Here is a 21,581-nt window from a genome sequence, read left to right on the forward strand (position 1 = left end):
CTACTTAACTAACGAACATATATGTGGACGTTTTATAGTAAACCAACACAAATATGCCTTTGAAGCCATTTCATCTATTTTATATCCTGTTATTTTTCTGTTAATCTATTGATTATTTTTTTCATAGAAATAACACATGGAAACATATAATTCACAAAAAATTAATAACGGAATCATAATCATTTTTTAAAAAAGAATTCGTAATTTTTAGAATCAAAATTCAGCAATGCATGAAAAGATTTATATTTAGTTTATTGTTCCTGATATTGGGTATCTTTATCTCTGCTCAAAGAGATACAGACCACTGGATTGCACCTTATTACGCCTCTGTAAATTATACCCAGGCATTATATCTTTCTACCGATTCTATAACTCCTTTTGTTGTTACAATTAACAGTAATAACGTCCCGATTGGTAATGTAACCATCAGCAAAGGAGCTCCTCAGACTTTTGTTGTACCCGTTGGCAATATAGCCGCAAATGTTAAATCAGATGCTTTTACTACTATCAACAAAGGTTTATATGTACAAGGAACAAAGCCATTCTATTGTTCATTAAGAATGGTAAGCAATACCACACACGCTGAAATTATAACAAGTAAAGGAAAAGCCGGGATTGGCAAAGAATTTTATGTAGCCGGAACTCCTACTACCGCATCATCAACCATATATAACTTCACTGCCGGTATATTGGCAACAGAAAACAATACAGTTATCACTACTACTTGGAACGGAAATGTAACATTTTTTGGAGGAATACCGGCAACCCACTCACAAACAATTACTCTTAACAAAGGACAATCTTTTATTTTTGCAGGAGGTCCGGGAGTGGGAGGTCAAAACCTATCGGCTTTTATTGGAGCTAAAATTGTTTCTGATAAACCAATTACCCTTACCAATGGAAATGTCAATGGAAATTTTGGAAGTAACACCAGTATGGGGTCAGATGCGATTCTTGATCAATCGGTACCTACAGAAAGACTCGGAAGTACTTTTGCTATGGTAAGAACCAGATCTACCAATGCCGATTTGGAAGGAGGTATCATTATAGGCACAGAAAACAACACCCAAATATTTATCAATGGTTCCAACACTCCTATTGCAACCATCAACAGTGGGGAATTTTATAGAGTTTCAGGAAGCAACTATGTTCAGCAGGGAACTTCCGGACACTTTAATATGTTTATTACAACTTCAAAAAATGTATATTTATATCAGTTGGTTTCTGTAAATAACAGCAGTGCAACCTGTGGTTTCAACTACATCCCGCCATTAAACTGCTTTCTGCCCCGAAAAATTGAAGAAATCGGGAAGATCAATGAAATGCCAACGGGACCGGGAGTAACAAGCACTGTCCCAACCGGAGCAATTGTAAAACTGAATATTTTAACGGAAACCGGAGCTAATGTAACTGTAAACGGAAATACACCTACAGCTGCAGAAGGACCTTTTGCATTGACAGGAAATAGCAGTTGGGTGACCTATGCCATCCCATCTATCACCGGAAATATAACAGTGGTTTCTGATAAAGCTGTAACAGCAGGTATTAATGGTGGTTACAGCACATCCGGATACGGAGGTTATTTTGCCGGTTTCTCTTCTATCCCTCTAATTTCAAAAAAAACAGGGGATTGTATTCCGGGTATTGTACTGGAAGTCAATGATAGCTACGACACCTACCAATGGTTCCTGAACGGAAACCCTATTAACGGAGCCAATACCAATACTTATACTCCGTTGATTTCTGGGAATTATACAGTGAAAATTGCAGTAAGCACTTGCCCTCCGGCAACTACCCCGGTTTATAAAGTATATACATGTCTTGTGGAATCTACAAAAGCGATTACTGTTTGTGAAGGACAACAGGCTATCGTACCAGAATTTACCAATTCTACCCAAACTTATGTTCCAAGTACGGTGACTATCATTACTCCTCCGGCAAACGGTACAGCTACCATTGATGCCGCAGGAGTGATTAATTATGTTCCCAATTTCGGCTATCTGGGTACCGATACTATAGTTTATAAGTTTTGTGGAAACGATCCGGATTTTACTGATTGTGAGCAAATAACTGTAACATTAAAAGTTTCTGAAAGCCCAATCGTCAAAGATGCAGCTTTAAGGTCATGCTTCCAACCGTCTAATCCTGTGCTTGGAGTATTTAATTTAACAACAGCAGGAGTTAATGTACAACCAGGAACGATTAAGCATTATTATCCGTCTCCTACCGATGCGCATAATGGGACAAATGAAATTCTGAATCCAGCCAATTACATTGCTCCTAACGGTGTGGTTTACATCAAGGTAAGTAATACCGACGGATGTTACAAAATTGCAGAAGTAACCCTTACTGTTATTCCTCCTACCTACTCAGAAGTATTAAAGGATAAAATTATCTGTATGGAAAATACGACAACATTAGATGCGGGACCAGGCTACACTTCTTACGAATGGAGTACGGGAGCAACAACACAGTCTATCAAGAATGTAGGGGTTGGAACCTATTGGGTAGATCTTAAAACCAGAGAATGTACCACCAGACAAACAGTAAAGATATACGCTTCTGAAAATCCTGTTATTTCAGATATTAACATCAACAATAATACGGTTACTTTAAACGTAATTGCAGGAACAGCACCTTATCAGTATTCTATGGACAATATCAACTGGCAGGATGAAAATATATTTACCAATATATCTCGTGGAAGCCATACTTTCTATGTAAGGGATTCATACAAATGTGTTCCTCTGCAGGTAGAGATTACGGTTCCTAATCTAATCAATATTATCACTCCTAACGGTGACGGAATTAATGACGTCCTTGATTATTCTGCTCTGGCAAATAAAAATAATTTCACATTCAGCATCTATGACAGATATGGAAGTAAGCTTCATGTAGGAAGTAAATTAAACGGATTTAAATGGGACGGAGCTATGGATGGTAAAAAAGTACCTACCGGAACTTACTGGTTTGATATGGGCTGGAATGAGAACAACACAAAACAAACTCCAATAAAATACACGGGATGGGTTGTAGTAAAAAACAGGAATTAGTTCCAACCTTGCACAGTAAATCATTGGATATTTAAACCTCTATTTTTATTATGAAAAAGTTATTATATATATTCTTAATCATCACTTCAGGCTTACTTTGGAGCCAGAAAAACAGCAATGTACAATTTGCGGTTTACAATGATGCCATCGGAACTGCCAGCATGTTCGATCTTTACAAAAGCAGTATTGAAAAAGTAAACGTTTATAAAACCAAGACCAGCCTGCCCTCTCATTTAAAGAAATTCGATTATCTTGCGGATAATGGCTTAATAGAGATCAGGTTTAAAAAAAATGAAGGTTATCCTGATAGTTTGTCGTTGGAAATGCTGAATGAGCAGAGCAATCTTCCTAAAGACAGTCCTGTGTTTATTGAAGGATATCAGTTTAATGACACCGCTACCAGAATCTACAGTGAAATGATCGCCAATATTGAACTTTCAGATTTTAATGGACAAAAATGTATCCATATTTCCACGATAAGAAATTAATGACTGTATTGACAGGGTATTAATATAAAAAGCAAGAGACTATTTCTAAATGAAATAGTCTCTTTTATTTTGATATCTATATTCTTTATTTCAATAATCTGGAAAACCAAACATAAATATCCATATCACCGGGAATATTCAGTTTTTTCCTGATATTATATTTTTTGGTCTGTACAGTCCTCACTGAGATAAATGTATAGTCTGCAATTTCTTTGGTAGAAAAATTCAGATAGATGTAAGCACAGAATCTTATTTCCGATATTTTTAAAGGAGAAACTTTTAACAGCTCTTCTGAAAAACGGGGACAATATTCATGGAAACGGGTCATAAACTCAGGATTGTTTTCTTTGGCAAGCTGTATCACTTCCTTAAAGATACTCTCCTGTACCGGTAACTGATGAGGTACATCAATTTTGTCCAGGTTTTTACTTTTATGTTTTCTATAGTAATACAGAAAAAGCAAGATAAAGAGAATACATGCCGCAATACTTATGGATAAGATGAAAAAGAGTCCTTTTGTTTCGTTCTTTATATTAGTATTTTCTAGTTCATTCTGTTTGTCTACATTATCATTCAGCGTTTGATTTTGTTCCCGGTTTACGGCCTCTATTTCCACCAGCCAGTTAGAATAGTAGCCAATACTATCTTTCTGACCAATACTCTTATATAAAGCATTAAGCTCATCTCCCACTGCAATTTGATAATTCTCACTTTTAAAATAATTTTTCGCGATATTTTTGGAAATCCATAAATAGTGTTGTGCCTGTTCAACATTCTTAACCTCTCTAAAATATCTCCCCGCAAACAGAGAAGTAACATATTTCAAACCAATATCATCTACTTTTTTTTCATTCCGAATGGCTTCTTCAATATAGATCCTGGCAGAATCCAATTTATTAAGGTCAGTATATATTCCTCCCAGATACGCAGAGGTCTTGTAACTATTACATAACCTGTTTTTATCTATCCGGTAGCGGTTACCTTTATTTTCTCTGTAGATTTTTGAAAATGTATAAGCAATTTTGCTATACTTCAATGAGAGTTCCTTATCGGTCTCACGATATTTATCGGCATACTGCCTGTTGATCAGATAAATGAAATAAGCATTGTCCGTCTTCATTGCTTTATCATAGATTTCATCCAATTGCTTATAAGCAGCAACCCTTTCACCTAATTTCTGGTATAGAAAAGATTTTTGCATATGAAGATAAAAGATAACTTCAAAGTCAGTATCTGAATTGATGAGATTTTCTTTTTCTACTTGATTGATATAATAAAAAGACTTCTTTGTATCATTCATTTTATCATAGATATTGGCAATCTTAAGATACCCTAATGCGACACAATCATTGTATGAGTCTTTTTTGCAAACCTTAATAAGACTGTCAATCTTTTCTATTTCTTTGGGTCCGGCAATCGAGAAGTCTATATCAAACAGAACATTCTTCAATTCTTCTTCTGTATGTTGTGAATAGAAAAAGGAAGAAATTAAAAAGAATAAAACAGTTAGTTTTTTCATCATAACACGATCAAATAAAAATGCAATATTAATACTACATCACTGCCACATCAGCCGGAACACATACGTATCACATACACAATATACCGAAACAGCAAGAGAACATCACTTATAATACAAAATTAGCAATTACTTTTGAATACCCGAATATTATATTCATTCTCTAAAATCCATTGTTAGATACCTAATTTTTAAAAATGAGAAAAATTCTATTATCATTATTTTTGATATCAGGCTTCTGTCTTTCCAATGCCCAAAATTGGGAACCGGCTTCACAGAAAGTATCTGAAATCCGAAGAGAGGTGAAAAACCTGAAAGGTAAAGCTGATTACAAAATCTACAGTGCAGGTAGGAAGTGGACGGCGAGAGAATCAATATTACTTCGCTCATCAAAGGAATGTATGTCATCACCATAAAGGATGATAAGACGACTTATAATACAAAATTAATCAAGAATGTAATTAGTGTACCGTGTACCTACGGAAGATTATTACTGTCTGCGGGTACTTTTTACAAGAATTACCATTCAAAAAGATAAAATGTATATCATCTATATTTTTTAAAAAAATTTTTAATCATCGTTTGTATTGTGTACCTGCAAAATAAGTGGTTTTCTGCAGGTACCTTTTTTAAAATTACATTTAAAAAAATAAAATATGATAAAAAAACTACTCTTTTTAATATGTATCGGATTCTCAGTCTTATCTTTCTCCCAATCCGATGAGGTTCTGTTTATAGGAAACAGTGTTACTTATTTTAATGACATGCCGGAAATTTTTAAAAACATTGCTGCTTCAAAAGGAAAAAATCTTTCCATAACAACGCATACTCCGGGAGGAACCGGTTTTGTGAATCACGTAGATGATCCGTCGCTGTATCAGAAAATAAGATCTAAAAATTATAAGTATGTCATCATGCAGCCCGGAACTGCGGAATCTGCCGGTCATTCCTATCCTGTTGCCATTACAGCTGAGCGTGGACGCAAGATCAGGGATTCTATCCGAAAATATAGTCCGTGTTCTAAAATATTTCTTTATGAAATTCCCTATGGAGTTCCTTCTGCCAATGAATACAACACCTATTTTACTTTTCAGCAAAAAATAAAGGACTCCATTACTAAGATGTCTAATCTAATGCAGGTGGAAATAGTTCCCGCCGGTGAATCTGCAAGGAATTATTACAATTCTTCCCCAGATCTTGCCCTTCACGGATCATACAATGACATTCATCCGGGACCGAAAGGAAGTTATCTTGTGGCAGCTTCTATGTATTCAGCAATTTTCCAGGATCATGTTTTTCCATCCGCTTTTTATAACGGATTACCACAGAACACGGCCGAAAATTTTCAGAATATTGCAGATCAGGTTTTTTTCAATAATCCTGTACAGTGGAACAGCAATGCATTCCATCTTCATGCAGATTTTACCGCAGTAATCAATGGAACAACGGTAAACTTCACCAATCAATCTGCCAATCAGACTTCTGTATTATGGAATTTCGGAGACGGCCATACAGACCCTTCCCTGAACCCTGTTCATCAGTATATTTCTCCGGGAAATTACACGGTTACCCTTACCGTCAATAAAAATTCCTGCTCAGAAACCTTTACGAAAATAATCAGTATTGCTTCTCTCGGAACGATGAATTCTAACATAAAGCCTGAGCTTACATTTTATCCCAATCCTGTTACAGATTTTTGTTATATCAGTAGTAAAGAAAAAATGAAAGACGTTATTATTTGTGATATGGCACAAAGAAAAATCGCCGATTGGAAAAACCGTCATGTTCATGATATGAAAATAGATTTTTCAGGTTACAGTAAAGGAGCTTACGTAATCAGTATTCTTTATGAAAATAAGCAGAAAGAAAGCATTAAGATTATGATTAAATAACTAAAAAAGAGCAGAAACATCAAAAGTTTCTGCTTTTAATGCAAAGTCCGGGAAGATTATTTCCTTTTCAATTCCTGCAAAATCTTCACAGCATTATCGTTTTGTGGATTTAACTGAACTGACTTTTCATAATTTTCAATAGCCAGCCTATTGTTACCGCTTTTCATATAAGCTTCTCCTAAACTATCATATGCGTTAGCAGACTTGGGATTTTCCTTCACATTTTCTGTGAAAATTTCTATTGCATGTTGAAAATCCCCATTATTTAACCTTTGGTATCCTGAATCATTGATAAAATCTTCATCAGGAACAATAGTATATCCAAATTCCCTGGAAAGAAAATCATAATGTGTTTTAATATCAGAAAATGATCGTATTGCAGAGGAATCTCTTGGATTAATAAACCATTTTGAATAGATAAACCTAAGCCCGTCATACATACTTTGGTATCCAACTGAAAAATGATCTTCATTCATGTAGGTTTTAAAATCCCATTTTAAAGACTTTGGCGCATATTTTTTTAGCTGCTTATGCAAAGTATTTACAGGTTCTCTCCCATCGGGCTCATTGCCTATAGAAAGCTGCAGATAGCTGACTTTGTTATTGTTATTTTTATTCAATGCATCAGGAAACTGTTTTAGTATTTCTGAATTTCCATCGTATATTGCAGGACTTATAATGATATATGACTGAAAAAGCTCAGGGTCTTCTTTTTTACAGTAAAGCGCAAACAAACCTCCCAGTGAGTGACCTTCCAGAATATAATAGGGAGCAACCCGAAAATTATTCTTTATCAACGGAATAGCTTCCGTTTTCAGAAAGTTCAGAAATTTTTTTGCGCCTCCGGTAGTACTCAGGCTATTGTCGACTTTGCCATGAAATGTAACCGAATGTATAGGAGTAAAATCTCTTACCCGATCTGTATTTACAATTCCTACCACAATTGATTTAGGAATTCTGTAGCGGTCAGAAAGAAACTTTTCCAGTTCGCTTACATAAGCAAAATTCAGGTCCGGATCCAACAGATAAATCACTGGATATACCCGATCACTTTCAGTATAATCGGACGGAAGATTAATCCATAATGTCCTGTCTTCATTTAGTATTTCAGAATGAATAATCTTTTTCAATTGTGTTCTTACAGGAAGATTCTCCTGTGCACTTAACAATTGAATCTGAATCAGGCCGCATATTGTTATAAGAAAAATTCTACTTATTATAAGCACTTTCAAGTTCATGGTTCCTGGATTTACTCAATTACAATATCATATTGATTAACAATATAATAAAACTAATATACGGCAAATTACTCACAAGTAAGCAGTGATATTTTCTTCTAACATTAAATAAAAAAGAGAACTCAAATTGAGCTCTCTTTTCACTATATCCTTACTACCACTAGGGTATTACAATATTATTGAATGATAAAGACTATCCTGCAACAACTTCTTCTGTATACACAACACCTTCATAACAAGCATTGTAAATAGCTTTCAATTCTTCCAAAACAGGAACTCTCGGGTTGAAGCCTGTACAAGGATCTGCCAAAGCATTGGCTGCAATATAATCAAGGTTTTTATCCCAATCTTCTCTTGAAATTCCGAAATCTTTGATCGCTGACTGATTGTTGACTTCGGAACGTAATGTTTCAATAGCCTGAGCCAGTTCTTCAGTAGTTTCTTTCCCGATTACTGTCGCCAGATCCGGATAGCGTTCTGTAGCCAGAGCATTGTAACGGATCACATTCGGAAGAAAAATAGCGTTTGAAGCTCCATGAGGTATTCCATACAAGGCTCCTACTTGATGAGACAAAGAGTGTACAATTCCCAGCCATGCATTGTTGAAAGCTAAACCAGCCATAAATGATGCGTCATGCATATTCTGACGGGCCTGAATATTTCCCGGATTTTCTACTGCTTCTTTTAAATTATCAAAAACAATCTCTAAACCACCTTTGGACAGGGCATCAGCAATATTATTATCAATATTTGAAACATAAGCTTCCACACAGTGTGTTAAAGCATCCAGTCCTGTATTGGACGTCACATGCGCTGGCATTGAAGCACAGATTTCTCCATCGATAATTGCAATATCCGGTGTCAATTCGTAAGAAACAACAGGATATTTTACTCCTTTCTCTCTGTCAGTAATTACCGCAAGACCTGTAGTTTCAGTTCCCGTTCCACTTGTAGAAGGAATCGCAATAAACTTGGCTTTATTTCTCAGAACCGGTACTGTGAAAGGCTTGATCAAAGCATCAAATTCCACCTCAGGATATTCGTAAAACACCCACATGATTTTTGCTGCATCAATTGCTGAACATCCTCCTAAACCGATAATCCAGTCAGGCTGAAACGTATTCATTACCTCCGCACCTTTCAGACATGTTGCTGAGGAAGGATCTTCTTCTACCCCTTCAAAAATCTGTGTTTCGATTCCTGCTTCATTAAGATACGCTACCGCTTTGTCAAGAGTTCCGCTTTTTCTCATGGAACTTCCACCCGTTACAATAACTGCTTTTTTACCTTGGATATTTTTCAATTCGTCAAGGCTTCCCGCACCATGGAAGACTTCGCCTGCAATAAATAATTTGCTCATTTTCTTATCTGATTTAATGAGACAAAATTAGACTAGTCATCACAAGCCCTGTTATACAAACGGGACTATGCGTTATACATTTGCGCCAGTTCCTGCTGAAGTTCAGTGGGAGTTTCTTTAAGTTTTGCTTTTACAAATTTATTGAGCGCAGAAGGAGAATTAAAACCAAGATCAAAAGCAATTTCTTTATGGGAAAGATCTGAAAACATCAGCTGCCTTTTAATTTCCGTCAAAATCCGGTTGTGTATTGCCTGAATGGCGGTCTCTCCGCAATGTTTTTTAGTAATAGAGTTTAACTTTTTGGTTGTAATAGCCAGTTTTTCTGCATAATACTGAACCGTTCTGTATTGTTTGTAATGCTCATTCAACAGCTTTTTAAACTTCACATACATAGGTTGGTCCGTTGTTTTTTCATGCAAAACCGGATGTAAGCCGTGAATGGACTCAATAAACCCAAGAAGGATAATTTTGATATAAAACCTGGCCTGTTCTTTCTTTATCAGGGTTGGTTGTTCATAAATTTCTTTAATGATTGAAGTGTTTCGTAAGCTTTGTTCAAAATCCTCACGGGAAAGTATCGTGCAGTTGAGATGTGTAGAAAGATTGACATTATAGGTACTCAGTTCATTCTTCAGAATATCGGAACAAAACAGTATTTCCTCAAACAGAATAATCTTCCCGATCAGATCTTCACTTGAATCGGCAACACAATGTACCTGTTCAGGAAATATCACAGAGATTTTCCCTGCTTGTATCCAATGAACCTTATCTTCAATATAAACCTGAAGTTTTCCCTGTTCTACAATGAAAATGCAAAAGTGATCCTTTTTGTGGGGTTTTGCATAGTGATCCAAATGATCTTTATTCAAATCAAAAACCCGGAAAGACAGATTTTTATCTTCCTGCTTCTGAATATTTTTTTTGATCTCCAGTTTCTTCATAATTCCTTTTACCAGAGCAAATTTATAATTAAAAAAAAGAATATAAACCATTATCTGCAATGGTATCTCTCTGAATAAACTGGCATCTCAGGTTTTATCGTAAGAACAATGTCATTGAATTTTCACATGAAATTTACTTTTGACTGCCAAGTTTTTAATTGTATTTATAGCATTGATTTACAGTATTTTAAAATTAAAATATTAAAAAAAATAAAAATGTATTGTTTTTATGACCAATCGGTCATATATTTGCATCGTTATTTAGTCTCATTATGGCAAAAGGAGAAGAAACCAGACAGTTCATTATAGAAAAAGCAGCACCTATTTTTAATACAAAAGGGATTGCCGCTACTTCTATGAGTGATATTATGGAAGCGACGAAGTTGTCTAAAGGCAGTATGTATGTTCATTTTGAAAATAAGGACGTTCTTGCCTGTGCTGCCGTTGAGCATAATATGAAGCTATTAAGTGACAGACTTCAAAGAGTTTTGAGCGGTCATAAAACTGCTGAAGCGCAATTATTAGCTTATATCGATTTTTTCAGTGATCCTAATCATCCACCCGTTGCAGGAGGTTGTCCTCTATTAAATTTTGGAACGGAGGCTGATGACACCAATCCTATAGTCAAAGAAAAGGTAAACCGTGCGATTAAACAGGGTCAGGAATTGCTTTCCGGTATTATCAAGAAGGGAATTGCCAATAAAGAATTCAGAGCAGACTGGAACCCGTCTGATTTTGCAACTGTTTTGTTTGCAATGCTTGAAGGAGGTCATCTGATCTCCAGAATGTCTGGCAACAATGACAGAATGAAGGTTATTGGAAACAGTCTGAAAAAAATGATAGAGGAAAACAAAGTGTAATTTTTTTACCAAAAATATGACCGATCGGTCATTTAAATTAAATAGAAAGCTTTAGAAAAAAGTATAATCATAACAATTAATTAAAAAACAAAACAATGTCAAAAACAGTTTTAATTACAGGAGCATCAAAAGGTTTCGGAAAAGCGTGGGCAGAAGCATTTTTAGCACAAGGATACAATGTGGCAGCAACAGCCAGAAACGTTGAAACCCTTAATGATTTAAAAGAAAAGTATGGAGATTCTGTATTGCCTTTAACTTTAGATGTAGACAAGCGTGAAGAATCTTTGGCTGTAGCTCAGAAAGTACAACAGCACTTTGGCAGCATTGATATCCTGATCAATAATGCAGGATATGCATTAACGGGTGCTATTGAAGAAACGAATGAGCAGGAAGCAAGAGCACAGTTCGAAACGAATTTCTTTGGAACGCTGTGGCTTACACAGGCAGTACTTCCTATCATGAGAGATCAGAAAAGCGGTCATATCATTCAGGTATCTTCTATTCTGGGATTAGCCACTTTACCAACGATGGGACTATACAATGCGTCTAAATTTGCATTAGAAGGGTTAAGCGAAACGTTAGCTACGGAAGTGAAAGAATTCGGAATTCATGTAACTTTGGTAGAACCTAATGGCTATGCTTCCAATATCTGGCACACAGGAATTAATACTCAAAGCAATCCTGTTTACGATGGTCTTAAAAAAGCCTTTTCGGAAGCTGAGACCTCTTTCGGAAGTGTAGAAGCTACTGCACCGGCGCTTATTAAATTAGCGGAAACTGAAAACCCTCCATTGCGCTTATTGCTTGGGAAAGTAGCTCTTCCTTTTGTAAAACAGAATTATGAACAGCGATTAAAAGTCTGGGAAGAATGGAATGAAGTATCCGTAGAAGCTCACGGATAATTTTTCAAAAGAATACAACCATAAAATAAGCTCCGTTTTTATAAGAACGGAGCTTATTTTTATCCTTTTTTGGATTGAAAACCCCAATTAATTTACTCAGATTTACTTTTCCATATCTCATTTTCCTGTTCACCATCTGTAATGTCTATTTCGCTGCAAAATATGACTGCTTGAACAAATTCCCCGTTTACCAGCCGCTTTTCAGGACCTAATTTTGTCTCATCAAAAAGAAAAACAGATTTAAAATTTAAAAAAATAAAGCAATGAAAACAACAATTTCAACCATCCTGTTAGCAGCAACTTTTATTCTAAGTACTCCTTCAATTTTGAAAGCGCAAGCTAATAATCTCCAGACGGCTTCGTCAAAATCTGACACCAGTATCCGTCCTTTTCACATTAATATTCCACAGTATCAACTGGATGACCTAAAAAGAAGAATTTCGGAGACCCGTTTTCCTGATAAAGAAACGGTAAAAGATGCTTCTCAGGGAATTCAGCTCGCTCAGTTACAGGAACTGATTACCTATTGGGGCAACGGTTATGACTGGCGAAAAGTGGAAAATAAGCTGAATGCCCTTCCGCAATTTGTAACAAAGATTGACGGTCTTGATATTCAGTTTATTCATGTACGTTCAAAAGAGCCTAATGCGATGCCTGTGATCCTTACTCATGGCTGGCCGGGTTCTCCGTTAGAATTTATTGATGCCATAGGTCCTCTGACCGATCCGGTACAATATGGTGGAAAATCAAGTGATGCTTTTGATGTGATCATCCCAGCGATTCCTGGATATGGTTTTTCAGAAATCCCTACTGAATTAGGCTGGAATCCAGATCGTGTTGCCCGCGCCTGGGACGTACTGATGAAAAGACTTGGTTACAAAAAATATGTTTCTGAAGGTGGAGACCACGGTTCTGTAGTATCTGATGCTTTGGCGAAACAAGCGCCTTCTGGTCTTTTGGGTATTCACCTTACCATGCCGGCCACTATTCCTGCTGAACTTGCAAAGCCTATTAATGCAGGTGATCCTGCTCCTGCCGGACTTTCCGCTCCAGAAGCAAAGGCGTATAATGCGATGAGTACTTTCTTCGGAAGAAATGCAGCGTATGGAGGAATGATGGTAACACGTCCACAGACGACAGGATATTTACTTTCCGATTCTCCGGGTGCTCTAGCGGCATTCCTTTACGAGAAGATCGCTGAATGGAGTGAAAGTGACCTGCATCCTGAAAATGTAATCGGCCGTGATGCAATTCTGGATGATATTACGCTTTACTGGCTTACCAACACAGGAGCATCGTCTTCGCGTTTCTATTGGGAAAACAATAAAAATAACTTCAGCGCTGATGCACAGAAAACAAAAGATATTAAAGTTCCTGTAGCGATCTCTGTATTTCCTCACGAGATTTATCAGGCTCCGGAAAGCTGGTCAAAACGTGCCTACCCAACATTATACTATTATCATAAAGCCCCAAAAGGAGGGCATTTTGCCGCCTGGGAGCAACCTCAGGTCTTTACGGAAGAACTTAGAGCAGCTTTCAAAGATTTAAGAAAAAAACTTTAGTCAAATCAACAATATTGTTCAATCTAATAATAAAAATATGGAACTAAATACCATTCAGGAAGTAGAAAACACAACAGTAGTAAACATTAATAAAGTGTTGTATTCCGGTAACGTTGTAGTAACCGGAGGACGTAACGGAGAGGCTAAAAGCAGTGACGAAAAACTGAACATTGAGTTGACGTCTCCCGGTGCGAAAGGAAACGGAACGAATCCGGAACAGTTATTAGCAGCAGGATGGTCGGCATGTTTTATCGGAGCTATGCATCTGGGTGCTGTTAAGATGGGAGTTACTCTTCCCTCAGACCTGTCTGTCAACACTTCAATAGATCTGGCGACTAATGATGACGGATTTTTTCTGCAGGCTCATTTACAGATCATTTTACCGGGTCTTCCCGTAGATGAAGCCAGAAGAGTTGTGGAAACAGCACATGCTACATGTCCTTATTCAAAAGCAACCCGTGGAAATATCAATGTGAAGATAGATGTTGTGGTGTAGTTATCAGAATGTTCTTATAACGTTTTGATTGAAGATCTTCCTTGCTTTTTGGTAAGGAAGGCTTTTTATTTTTAATGAAAAGGAAGATATTCAAAACACAAATGAAATACCTAGAAAGAAATGATCTCTCCAGATATTTCATCCTTAGTCTTTAGAACCGATAATAATTAAATGCAATCAGGGATTTAATTTTAATCTTTAGTGTGTCTCCAAAGGTCTGATAATTAAGAAAAAAGACAAAACAGATTTTGTAAATATTCTAAGCTTATTATGTAAAAAGAAATCTCAGGTATTGTAGATAAAATACTACTCAATATTACCATAAAAAAGAGCATATCTGCAATAAGATATACTCTAAAACTTAGAAAAAAACAAAATTATAAACAACATTGCTTTAGTGGGAATGTGTTCTTCTCTTTATATTAAATTATATTAAAAATGTACGTTTCCATTTGGTCACCGTATTTCTGCTCAGCTTAAAGTGACTGGCCAATTGGGTGTTATTTAATCTGTGTGCTTTTTGATAGTCGAGGATTTCGAAAATAGCCTGTTTATCATAGGATTTGAATTTCTGGCTTTCGGATGATCCATCAAAAAAAATAATATTATTAATTTTCAGTACATCGGATACAGACAAAGTGTCCTTCGATAAAAACCCTTTGACAAATTTTCTTTTATCAGGACATTTTGCTTCTATAAAATCATGGTAAATCTGTTTATAATTGGGTCCTATATTTATGATCTGTATTTGCTTATCCATTTATTGAGCGTTGATTTTGGAATTCTGTATTGATTCATAATTTCTGAAGTTGTCATCTGCTTATTCTCCAGAAGTTCCAGCATAAAATCTATAATCTCTTTGGTGTATAAATTTTTCCTGAATTGAGGCAGCTGGGACTGTTTCTTTCTTTTATTGGGACTGGAAGCCGGAGCGTATAAAATCAAGTGATTGGAGTACAGCCGGAAAAAATCATATTCAAGCAGTTTACACCATTTTAAAAGTATATCTGCACCTACAGACTTCTGAGAATACATTTCTGTAACTTCCTTTTCTGTTTTCTGCAGAAATTTGCAGATTCTGTTTATTTCTACTTCTTCTTCTTTTACTCTTTTACACAGCAGATCTCCGATATGAATATCTTTTAAATTTTCCATCCTATATTAATTTATTTACTGTTCAAAACACCATTATCTCCTGTCGGAAATAAGCTCATCATCTTTCATGGTCATATTTTTCGTGATATCTTTGAAAAGTAAATTCACCTGATTTTCATTACAAAAGGTAATATCAATATCCGTTCTTAAAACCTTTCCTGAAGAACCCGAGAACAGAATAACCAGGTATTTTTTTAAAATGCCTTCCTTGATTTCAATATTTAAGATTTTCCTGTGTGGCATTTCAAAACGAGGTTTTTTACATCTTGAAAGCCATTGATAACTTTTTATGGAAAGGATCTCTCCTGAGTTTTCATATTCGAAGACAAACCTGTTTTTTAGTTTCCCGTATAGCAATACCAAAAGAGTAATAAAAACAAACAATATTGAAAGTAAATAATAATCAAAGAACCTAAGCACAATAATGGTTCCTAAGAGTAACACAAATACCGTCAGCTGAAAAATCATATGATTCATTACTTTTTTCTTATTGCTTATTTTCATTGAACTCTCAAATTGTGAAGATTGCTATGTTAATATATTGCTTTTTATAAAAAATAATCTGAATTCAAATGGCGGAATATTGCTACTCCGCTCATTCTAAAATGTAATTAAAAATTTAATTCTTGTAAAAACTATATCCTGTAGACTGTACTCCCCAGTTCTGTAAGAAAGAAGCATCTGTAATAGTAGCACGTGAAGACAGGTTTTCAATTCCGTATAGCAATTCTACTTTGTACTCAGAATCCGGATCAATACTAATCCCTGTTCCGTCCCCTACACTGTAATTGGCATATAGAAAATATCTAAAATTGGCATTCGTGGCACCCCCGATAGCATATGGATTACCTGCACTATCTAAATTAGCAGCATCAAAGAAATACGGTGAAATCTGTGATGTCTGCATCACTACGGTTACTGTATTTTGTTCTGTCCAATCATTCACTCCAGGCCCTGTTTTTTTATAGAGTCTTGCATACGCTCTGCTATTGAACATTACAGGAACTTTAATCTTTCCTGTTCCGCCTTCAATGGAAGTTTGGGAAAACGGACCTAAATCAGCGTAATTCATCTCAAACCATAATCCCCAGGATACAGTACCTCTTCGTATAGAGCTTGCAGGAAATTTCAACCCGATTGTAGAATTGGGAACTACCCAGCAATTATTGGCGTCAATCTGAGGAGAACCTCCGTTTTGTGCATTATTTCTTATCGAAGTCAAAGCTACATTCCTGGAATCATTTTGTCTGATATTACTATCCAAATTATATACAATAAAATCATTGGGATTTACCGGCTTGAATATTCCTATATTTCCGTTTGCATCAGCAACTACAGGAGTTCCTCCCGGAATGATAGGTAATGTCCGGGTACGCAACTCTCCGTTGATATCTAATGTTTTTGTAGGAGAAGTCGTATTGATTCCTACATTTCCGGTTTGTCCGGACACGGTAATGGATAGTCCAAGCATTACCATTGCTAAGGATGTAATTTTTCTATTTTTCATAACCTTTGGTTTATTTTTTCTGACATTCATTTGCTTATTGACTACCTGAATTTTAACAGAGGAGATCTGAGTCTCCCCTGTATAAACTACCCTGAAATTTTACTTAAAATACGTGGGAACATATTTAACATTCATTGCTGAATCAGGTAATAAATTGTTGGGACAAAGATCAGATAACCCATACGGATGGTAAAATAATTATTGTAAAAATAGATGGTCATGATTGTAATTTTAAATTTAATAGTGTGTAGTTTAAAAATGACATTGTATACTTTTGCTGGCCGTTAATTTTTCCTAACTTTATAATAATAATTCACTATATCTATTAAAAAAACACACATAATTATCAATACACAATGATGTCTTATAAAATCCCTCTTTTTATTCTATTATTCTGTATACCACTCTGTTATAGCCAGCAGATAGCCTCTGTTTGGTATGATACAGACAACGGACTTCCGCAGAACAGTGTAAAGGATATTACTAAAGATAAATATGGATTTATCTGGCTGAGTACAGAGAACGGACTTGTGCGTTATGACGGATATAATTTTGTAACCTTTAATCATCTTAATCTTAAGAATAACAGGTTTACCTTCTTTTTTGGAAATGCTGAAAAAGATTCTATTTATAACTTAACGGCTTACAGTGAAAACACTATTTTGCTTTCCAAAAGAAATATAACTGTACTTCAAAAACAAACCAACTGTATCCGAAAAGTTTTGAGTGAAAGCAGGGCACATTCCATCTTTGTAAAAAACAGAGTATTGGACGAAGTTGAACATAGAAAATACTTTATTTATTTAGACAGAAACAACTACTATCACCTTGCCAATGATGGTACAATTCAGTATAAACACGAAAATATAACTCCCGTCAAAGGCCTGCAAAAGAACTATATATTGGATACTTTCTGTTTTGGACAGAACATTTTTATCACTTCAAGGACATTAAAAAAGATCATCAAAATATCCTCCAGAAAAGTAACTTACCTGGACGCACCTGATGTTTTTTTTCAAAAGAACGCCAAAATATACTGGAGCCAGATCAACAATCAGTCTTTTATCATTCATGACCGCATATTGTATAAGGTTCTATATGATCAAAATGCCATCAATGTAAAGAAAATTGCGGTTTATGATCTGAATAAAAACTCCTTGTCCTCCATTTATCATGATGAGATCAATAATAAGCTCTATCTTGGAACCTTATCGGACGGCTTGAATGTCATTAAATTCAATAACTTTCATGTAGTCAACAAATTGGAAAAGTCTTATGATAATATTTTTTATTCCCCGCTTCCTTTCGGAAAAGACAAAGTAATCACCTCATCAGGGGACGTTTACAATGAAAATGGTTTGCTAAAACAATATCATTTCAATACTACCAGCAGGTATTTTTTATTGTATGATAACAACAAAAACATCATCGTACAAAAGGACAAATCTCTGCTGCGCTATCTCAATGACACCGATTACTCTAAAAAAGAACAGCAGGATTTCGGGAAAACGGTATCTTATGTATGGAATATCAAAGATTATTATGCAGTGGTATTTCACCAGCCTTCGTTAAGATCTGAACTTGTTTTTTATAAGGATGCCAGCTTTAAAAAGTCCTTTCTGCAATTTTCCATCTCCAATATTGTGACCTCCGTGCAGGAATATGGTCATAATAAATGGCTGGTAGGAACCAGAGATGCCTTATATTCCATAGAAGCCCCCTCTTTTACACCAAAAAAAATATCTTCAAAACCTTTGAATGTAAGGGAAATTGTAAAAACAAATGATGGTAATTTTTGGATTATGACCCAGGGAAACGGCATTTTTCTTTACAAAAACAAGGAATTAATAAAAATGCCTGACGACAAAGATGGCTATCTTTTATTTTCGCACACAATTCTGGAAGATAAAAAAGGATTTTTCTGGATTAGTACCAATAACGGGCTATTCCAGGTGCTGAAAAACAACCTTCTGAATTATTCCAGGGATAGAAAATCTTCGGTGTACTATTACAGGTACAGCAAGGAAGATGGTTTCAATACGAATGAATTCAACGGAGGATGCTCTCCCAGCGCTGCAGTGCTGCAAAACGGAAGCTTTGTGCTGCCTTCGATAAAGGGACTCGTGTTTTTTGATCCCAACAAAATCAGAAGTTATTATCCGAAGAACTTCTTTATGGAACGGGTCGTATTTTATGATTCCAAAAGCAGCATAAAAGAGAATACCATCAGTCTGGAAAACAATTTTTATAAAGCTTTGATATTGGTAGATGTACCCTATTATGCCAACCGCGTAAACCTTGTCATTGAAGCCAGGCTGAAAGGTTCTAAAAATGAAAAATGGGAGAAAGTAAGCAGCGACGGGAAATATTACATCACGAATCTCGATCCCGGAAAATACCAGCTTATCGTAAGGGTATTAGCTTCTCCAAAAGGAAAATACATTTATAAAACATTAAATATTGATGTAAAATATTTATTCTATCAAACATTGCTTTTTAAGTTTTTCATCATTTTAATTCTATCACTCATCTTATTAAAATTGGTCAAACTACGGATAAGAAGACAGGAATTAAAAAAAAGAGAACTGGAAAAAATCATTGAAATAAGAACCCAGAAATTATTAAAAACAGTTTCTAAATTGGAATATACAAAGGAACAGCTCCGAAAAGAAAGTGTTCAGCAGAAAAAATTACTGGAAACGATAAGCCATGACATTATCACTCCTATCAAATACCTGTCTATTGCGGCAAAGAAATTGTATGAAACAGATGAACACGATCATTATATACAAAAAAAGCATTTTGAAAGCTTTTATAAATCTTCCATAGAGTTCTACAACTTTGTAAAAACCCTGAAGGAATACGCTGAGATTTATAACATTTCCGAAAAAAAGGAAACTTATAATATTTACGAAGTTATTGAATCCAAAAAGACTCTTTTTGAAGGAGCTGCCAGAGAACAAAGGACGCAGATTATTAACAATGTTAAAAACCCTACTTACTCCCAGATCAATCAGAATGTAGTAGCAGTTATTATTCATAATCTAATAGATAATGCGATAAAAAATACAACAAACGGAACCATAGAACTGTCCACCATTGAAGATGACAGCATCTTTTTTCTGGAAGTAAGAGATACAGGAAAAGGAATGAGTCCGGAACAGATGAAGTATTATGAAAAGCTTCAGAATAATATTGAAAATGAAAAACTCATTTTACAAAAGTACAGTCTGGGGCTGCATCTTATTCTGCAATTACTCATGATGATCAACGGTAAAATAGACTTTAAAAACAATATCCCCCATGGAACAATAGTATCAATTAAAATAAAAAAACAAAAATATGGATAGAAAAATTATTATTGCGGATGATCATTTTGTGGTGAGATTGGGAACCACCCTTATTTTGGAATCCCACTACAAAGATGTGAAGATTTCTTACGCGGAATCTTATACAGATCTGACAGATCAGTTACTCATTGAGAAATTCGACTTATTGATCCTGGATATCAATATGCCGGAGAGTAAGTATCTGAGCATGATTGGTGAAGTAAAAAAAATACAGCCGGATCTTAAGATTCTTGTGTTTTCCGTGTATGACAATGATATTGCAGTACAGTATATCATTGAAGGGGCCGACGGATATATTAATAAATTATGTGATGAAAATAATATCCTGGAAGCTGTGGAAAGCATTTTTGAAACCGGAACTTATTATTCCCCGGATATTGTAAAAAAACTGGTTTCTTCCGCTAAAAAAGACACTCCTGTCAACCCGATAGAAGCTTTATCCGAAAGAGAAAAAGAAATATTTGATTTACTGATAAAAGGTTACGGCAATATTGAAATCTCGAATGAACTGAACCTGCACCTTTCCACAGTAAGCACCTACAAAGCAAGGGTCTACAAAAAACTGAACATCAAAAACACAGTAGATCTTGTACGGTTAGGAGACAAAAACCAGGCACACAAATACAAATAATCACGGACATTTTAATAAACACTAAGATGTAATACCAAAATAAAATCCCCATCATCAGGTTGATGATGGGGATTTTTTATTTTTAATCAGCAGATCAAAATTATTATTTAATTGCTGATTCTCCCTGAAGCAATTTCACGGCTTCATCATTATTCTGCATTAGAGCATGCTGCAGAGCGGTGTTTCCTCTGTTATCCTTTATACTCTTATCAGCTCCTTTTTCTAAGAGCACTTTCAGGATTTCTGTTCTGCCAAAAACTGTGGCATAGATCAGAGCTGTTGCACCATTGTAATTTCTGGCATTTATATCCGCTTTAAAGGAAATGAGTAATGAAACCATTTCTTTGTATCCTTTAAAAGCAGCACCCATTAATGCTGTGTTACCGCTTTGATCCTGTAAATCAGGATTAGCTCCGTTCTCAAGCAGCCACTGAGCCGCTTTGTAATGGTTATGATATACAGCTAAAATTAAGGGAGTATAGCCTTCTGTGTTTTTAGAATCAATATCTTTTTTATATTGAGACAGGGCTTCTGCATTGCCTGTCTTTGCATACGAAAAGATGTCTTGTGCGTTCATTCTGTCAATCGCAAAAAACAGAATGACAGCGGAAATAAGATATTTCATTA

20 protein-coding genes are annotated in these 21,581 nt (G+C 35.6%); 11 read left to right on the top strand and 9 right to left on the bottom strand.

The window, feature by feature from the left end:
- Positions 1 to 230: 230 nt before the first annotated feature.
- Positions 231 to 3,053: a T9SS type B sorting domain-containing protein gene (locus DYR29_RS06410; protein WP_213279780.1), complete on the top strand. Its 2,823-nt coding sequence runs from the start codon at positions 231 to 233 to the stop codon at positions 3,051 to 3,053.
- A gap of 50 nt (positions 3,054 to 3,103) precedes the next feature.
- The gene (locus DYR29_RS06415; RefSeq protein WP_213279781.1) at positions 3,104 to 3,541 is read left to right on the top strand and encodes a hypothetical protein; all 438 of its coding nucleotides are present in this window, start codon (positions 3,104 to 3,106) and stop codon (positions 3,539 to 3,541) included.
- 85 nt (positions 3,542 to 3,626) lie between these two features.
- Here the strand turns inward: DYR29_RS06415 and DYR29_RS06420 are convergent, their stop codons facing one another.
- A complete protein-coding gene (locus tag DYR29_RS06420) occupies positions 3,627 to 5,063 on the bottom strand; it encodes a helix-turn-helix transcriptional regulator (RefSeq protein WP_213279782.1) in 1,437 nt (478 codons plus the stop codon).
- A 194-nt stretch (positions 5,064 to 5,257) separates the two neighbouring features.
- Here DYR29_RS06420 and DYR29_RS06425 point away from each other — a divergent pair, with 194 nt between their 5' ends.
- The 3 genes from DYR29_RS06425 to DYR29_RS06435 all read left to right on the top strand — a co-directional run bounded on the left by DYR29_RS06425 (position 5,258) and on the right by DYR29_RS06435 (position 6,952).
- A complete protein-coding gene (locus DYR29_RS06425; RefSeq protein WP_213280674.1) occupies positions 5,258 to 5,476 on the top strand; it encodes a hypothetical protein in 219 nt (72 codons plus the stop codon).
- Positions 5,458 to 5,598 carry a hypothetical protein gene (locus DYR29_RS23015; protein WP_425394633.1) on the top strand — a complete coding sequence of 47 codons (141 nt, stop codon included), beginning with the start codon at positions 5,458 to 5,460 and terminating at the stop codon, positions 5,596 to 5,598. The genes DYR29_RS06425 and DYR29_RS23015 overlap by 19 nt, the downstream gene beginning before the upstream one ends.
- Positions 5,599 to 5,716: 118 nt before the next feature.
- Entirely contained in the window at positions 5,717 to 6,952 is a 1,236-nt protein-coding gene (locus tag DYR29_RS06435) for a PKD domain-containing protein (RefSeq protein WP_213279784.1), read from the top strand.
- 56 nt (positions 6,953 to 7,008) lie between these two features.
- Here the strand turns inward: DYR29_RS06435 and DYR29_RS06440 are convergent, their stop codons facing one another.
- The 3 genes from DYR29_RS06440 to DYR29_RS06450 form a co-directional block, all read right to left on the bottom strand.
- Positions 7,009 to 8,082, bottom strand: a complete 1,074-nt coding sequence (locus DYR29_RS06440; protein ID WP_213279785.1) for an alpha/beta hydrolase-fold protein — start codon at positions 8,080 to 8,082, stop codon at positions 7,009 to 7,011.
- 301 nt (positions 8,083 to 8,383) lie between these two features.
- Positions 8,384 to 9,550, bottom strand: a complete 1,167-nt coding sequence (locus DYR29_RS06445; protein ID WP_213279786.1) for an iron-containing alcohol dehydrogenase — start codon at positions 9,548 to 9,550, stop codon at positions 8,384 to 8,386.
- A 65-nt stretch (positions 9,551 to 9,615) separates the two neighbouring features.
- Positions 9,616 to 10,491: an AraC family transcriptional regulator gene (locus tag DYR29_RS06450; protein WP_213279787.1), complete on the bottom strand. Its 876-nt coding sequence runs from the start codon at positions 10,489 to 10,491 to the stop codon at positions 9,616 to 9,618.
- A gap of 272 nt (positions 10,492 to 10,763) precedes the next feature.
- Here DYR29_RS06450 and DYR29_RS06455 point away from each other — a divergent pair, with 272 nt between their 5' ends.
- The 4 genes from DYR29_RS06455 to DYR29_RS06470 all read left to right on the top strand — a co-directional run bounded on the left by DYR29_RS06455 (position 10,764) and on the right by DYR29_RS06470 (position 14,311).
- On the top strand, positions 10,764 to 11,351 hold the full coding sequence (locus DYR29_RS06455; protein WP_213279788.1) for a TetR/AcrR family transcriptional regulator: 588 nt from the start codon (positions 10,764 to 10,766) through the stop codon (positions 11,349 to 11,351).
- 95 nt (positions 11,352 to 11,446) lie between these two features.
- Positions 11,447 to 12,253: an SDR family NAD(P)-dependent oxidoreductase gene (locus DYR29_RS06460; protein WP_213279789.1), complete on the top strand. Its 807-nt coding sequence runs from the start codon at positions 11,447 to 11,449 to the stop codon at positions 12,251 to 12,253.
- Positions 12,254 to 12,516: 263 nt separating this feature from the next.
- On the top strand, positions 12,517 to 13,815 hold the full coding sequence (locus DYR29_RS06465) for an epoxide hydrolase family protein (RefSeq protein WP_213279790.1): 1,299 nt from the start codon (positions 12,517 to 12,519) through the stop codon (positions 13,813 to 13,815).
- Between the two features lie 37 nt (positions 13,816 to 13,852).
- Positions 13,853 to 14,311, top strand: a complete 459-nt coding sequence (locus DYR29_RS06470) for an organic hydroperoxide resistance protein (RefSeq protein WP_213279791.1) — start codon at positions 13,853 to 13,855, stop codon at positions 14,309 to 14,311.
- A 427-nt stretch (positions 14,312 to 14,738) separates the two neighbouring features.
- Here the strand turns inward: DYR29_RS06470 and DYR29_RS06475 are convergent, their stop codons facing one another.
- The 4 genes from DYR29_RS06475 to DYR29_RS06490 all read right to left on the bottom strand — a co-directional run bounded on the left by DYR29_RS06475 (position 14,739) and on the right by DYR29_RS06490 (position 16,973).
- Positions 14,739 to 15,071 (bottom strand): helix-turn-helix domain-containing protein, encoded by a 333-nt coding sequence (locus DYR29_RS06475; RefSeq protein ID WP_213279792.1) that lies wholly within the window; start codon positions 15,069 to 15,071, stop codon positions 14,739 to 14,741.
- Positions 15,047 to 15,466, bottom strand: coding sequence for a transposase (locus tag DYR29_RS06480; RefSeq protein WP_213279793.1), 420 nt, complete (start codon positions 15,464 to 15,466; stop codon positions 15,047 to 15,049). Before DYR29_RS06480 ends, DYR29_RS06475 begins: the two co-directional genes overlap by 25 nt.
- Before the next feature lie 33 nt (positions 15,467 to 15,499).
- On the bottom strand, positions 15,500 to 15,970 hold the full coding sequence (locus DYR29_RS06485) for a hypothetical protein (protein ID WP_213279794.1): 471 nt from the start codon (positions 15,968 to 15,970) through the stop codon (positions 15,500 to 15,502).
- Positions 15,971 to 16,085: 115 nt separating this feature from the next.
- A complete protein-coding gene (locus tag DYR29_RS06490) occupies positions 16,086 to 16,973 on the bottom strand; it encodes a hypothetical protein (protein WP_213279795.1) in 888 nt (295 codons plus the stop codon).
- A gap of 359 nt (positions 16,974 to 17,332) precedes the next feature.
- On the opposite strand from DYR29_RS06490, the gene DYR29_RS06495 reads away from it, so the two are divergent.
- Positions 17,333 to 20,323 carry a ligand-binding sensor domain-containing protein gene (locus DYR29_RS06495; RefSeq protein WP_213279796.1) on the top strand — a complete coding sequence of 997 codons (2,991 nt, stop codon included), beginning with the start codon at positions 17,333 to 17,335 and terminating at the stop codon, positions 20,321 to 20,323.
- Complete coding sequence (locus DYR29_RS06500; protein ID WP_213279797.1) at positions 20,316 to 20,954, top strand: response regulator; 639 nt, start codon at positions 20,316 to 20,318, stop codon at positions 20,952 to 20,954. Before DYR29_RS06495 ends, DYR29_RS06500 begins: the two co-directional genes overlap by 8 nt.
- Before the next feature lie 103 nt (positions 20,955 to 21,057).
- Here DYR29_RS06500 and DYR29_RS06505 read toward each other — a convergent pair whose 3' ends face one another.
- Positions 21,058 to 21,579 carry an ankyrin repeat domain-containing protein gene (locus DYR29_RS06505; protein ID WP_213279798.1) on the bottom strand — a complete coding sequence of 174 codons (522 nt, stop codon included), beginning with the start codon at positions 21,577 to 21,579 and terminating at the stop codon, positions 21,058 to 21,060.
- Positions 21,580 to 21,581 lie beyond the last annotated feature (2 nt).

Source organism: Chryseobacterium indologenes, assembly GCF_018362995.1.
Lineage (GTDB): Bacteria > Bacteroidota > Bacteroidia > Flavobacteriales > Weeksellaceae > Chryseobacterium > Chryseobacterium indologenes_G.

Bases quoted from the DNA above. Each gene is read 5' to 3' on its own strand.
- DYR29_RS06410 (WP_213279780.1), top strand. From the start codon at position 231: ATGAAAAGATTTATATTTAGTTTATTGTTCCTGATATTGGGTATCTTT.
- DYR29_RS06415 (WP_213279781.1), top strand. From the start codon at position 3,104: ATGAAAAAGTTATTATATATATTCTTAATCATCACTTCAGGCTTACTT.
- DYR29_RS06420 (WP_213279782.1), bottom strand. From the start codon at position 5,063: ATGATGAAAAAACTAACTGTTTTATTCTTTTTAATTTCTTCCTTTTTC.
- DYR29_RS06425 (WP_213280674.1), top strand. From the start codon at position 5,258: ATGAGAAAAATTCTATTATCATTATTTTTGATATCAGGCTTCTGTCTT.
- DYR29_RS23015 (WP_425394633.1), top strand. From the start codon at position 5,458: ATGTATGTCATCACCATAAAGGATGATAAGACGACTTATAATACAAAA.
- DYR29_RS06435 (WP_213279784.1), top strand. From the start codon at position 5,717: ATGATAAAAAAACTACTCTTTTTAATATGTATCGGATTCTCAGTCTTA.
- DYR29_RS06445 (WP_213279786.1), bottom strand. From the start codon at position 9,550: ATGAGCAAATTATTTATTGCAGGCGAAGTCTTCCATGGTGCGGGAAGC.
- DYR29_RS06450 (WP_213279787.1), bottom strand. From the start codon at position 10,491: ATGAAGAAACTGGAGATCAAAAAAAATATTCAGAAGCAGGAAGATAAA.
- DYR29_RS06455 (WP_213279788.1), top strand. From the start codon at position 10,764: ATGGCAAAAGGAGAAGAAACCAGACAGTTCATTATAGAAAAAGCAGCA.
- DYR29_RS06460 (WP_213279789.1), top strand. From the start codon at position 11,447: ATGTCAAAAACAGTTTTAATTACAGGAGCATCAAAAGGTTTCGGAAAA.
- DYR29_RS06465 (WP_213279790.1), top strand. From the start codon at position 12,517: ATGAAAACAACAATTTCAACCATCCTGTTAGCAGCAACTTTTATTCTA.
- DYR29_RS06470 (WP_213279791.1), top strand. From the start codon at position 13,853: ATGGAACTAAATACCATTCAGGAAGTAGAAAACACAACAGTAGTAAAC.
- DYR29_RS06475 (WP_213279792.1), bottom strand. From the start codon at position 15,071: ATGGATAAGCAAATACAGATCATAAATATAGGACCCAATTATAAACAG.
- DYR29_RS06480 (WP_213279793.1), bottom strand. From the start codon at position 15,466: ATGGAAAATTTAAAAGATATTCATATCGGAGATCTGCTGTGTAAAAGA.
- DYR29_RS06485 (WP_213279794.1), bottom strand. From the start codon at position 15,970: ATGAAAATAAGCAATAAGAAAAAAGTAATGAATCATATGATTTTTCAG.
- DYR29_RS06490 (WP_213279795.1), bottom strand. From the start codon at position 16,973: ATGAAAAATAGAAAAATTACATCCTTAGCAATGGTAATGCTTGGACTA.
- DYR29_RS06495 (WP_213279796.1), top strand. From the start codon at position 17,333: ATGTCTTATAAAATCCCTCTTTTTATTCTATTATTCTGTATACCACTC.
- DYR29_RS06500 (WP_213279797.1), top strand. From the start codon at position 20,316: ATGGATAGAAAAATTATTATTGCGGATGATCATTTTGTGGTGAGATTG.
- DYR29_RS06505 (WP_213279798.1), bottom strand. From the start codon at position 21,579: ATGAAATATCTTATTTCCGCTGTCATTCTGTTTTTTGCGATTGACAGA.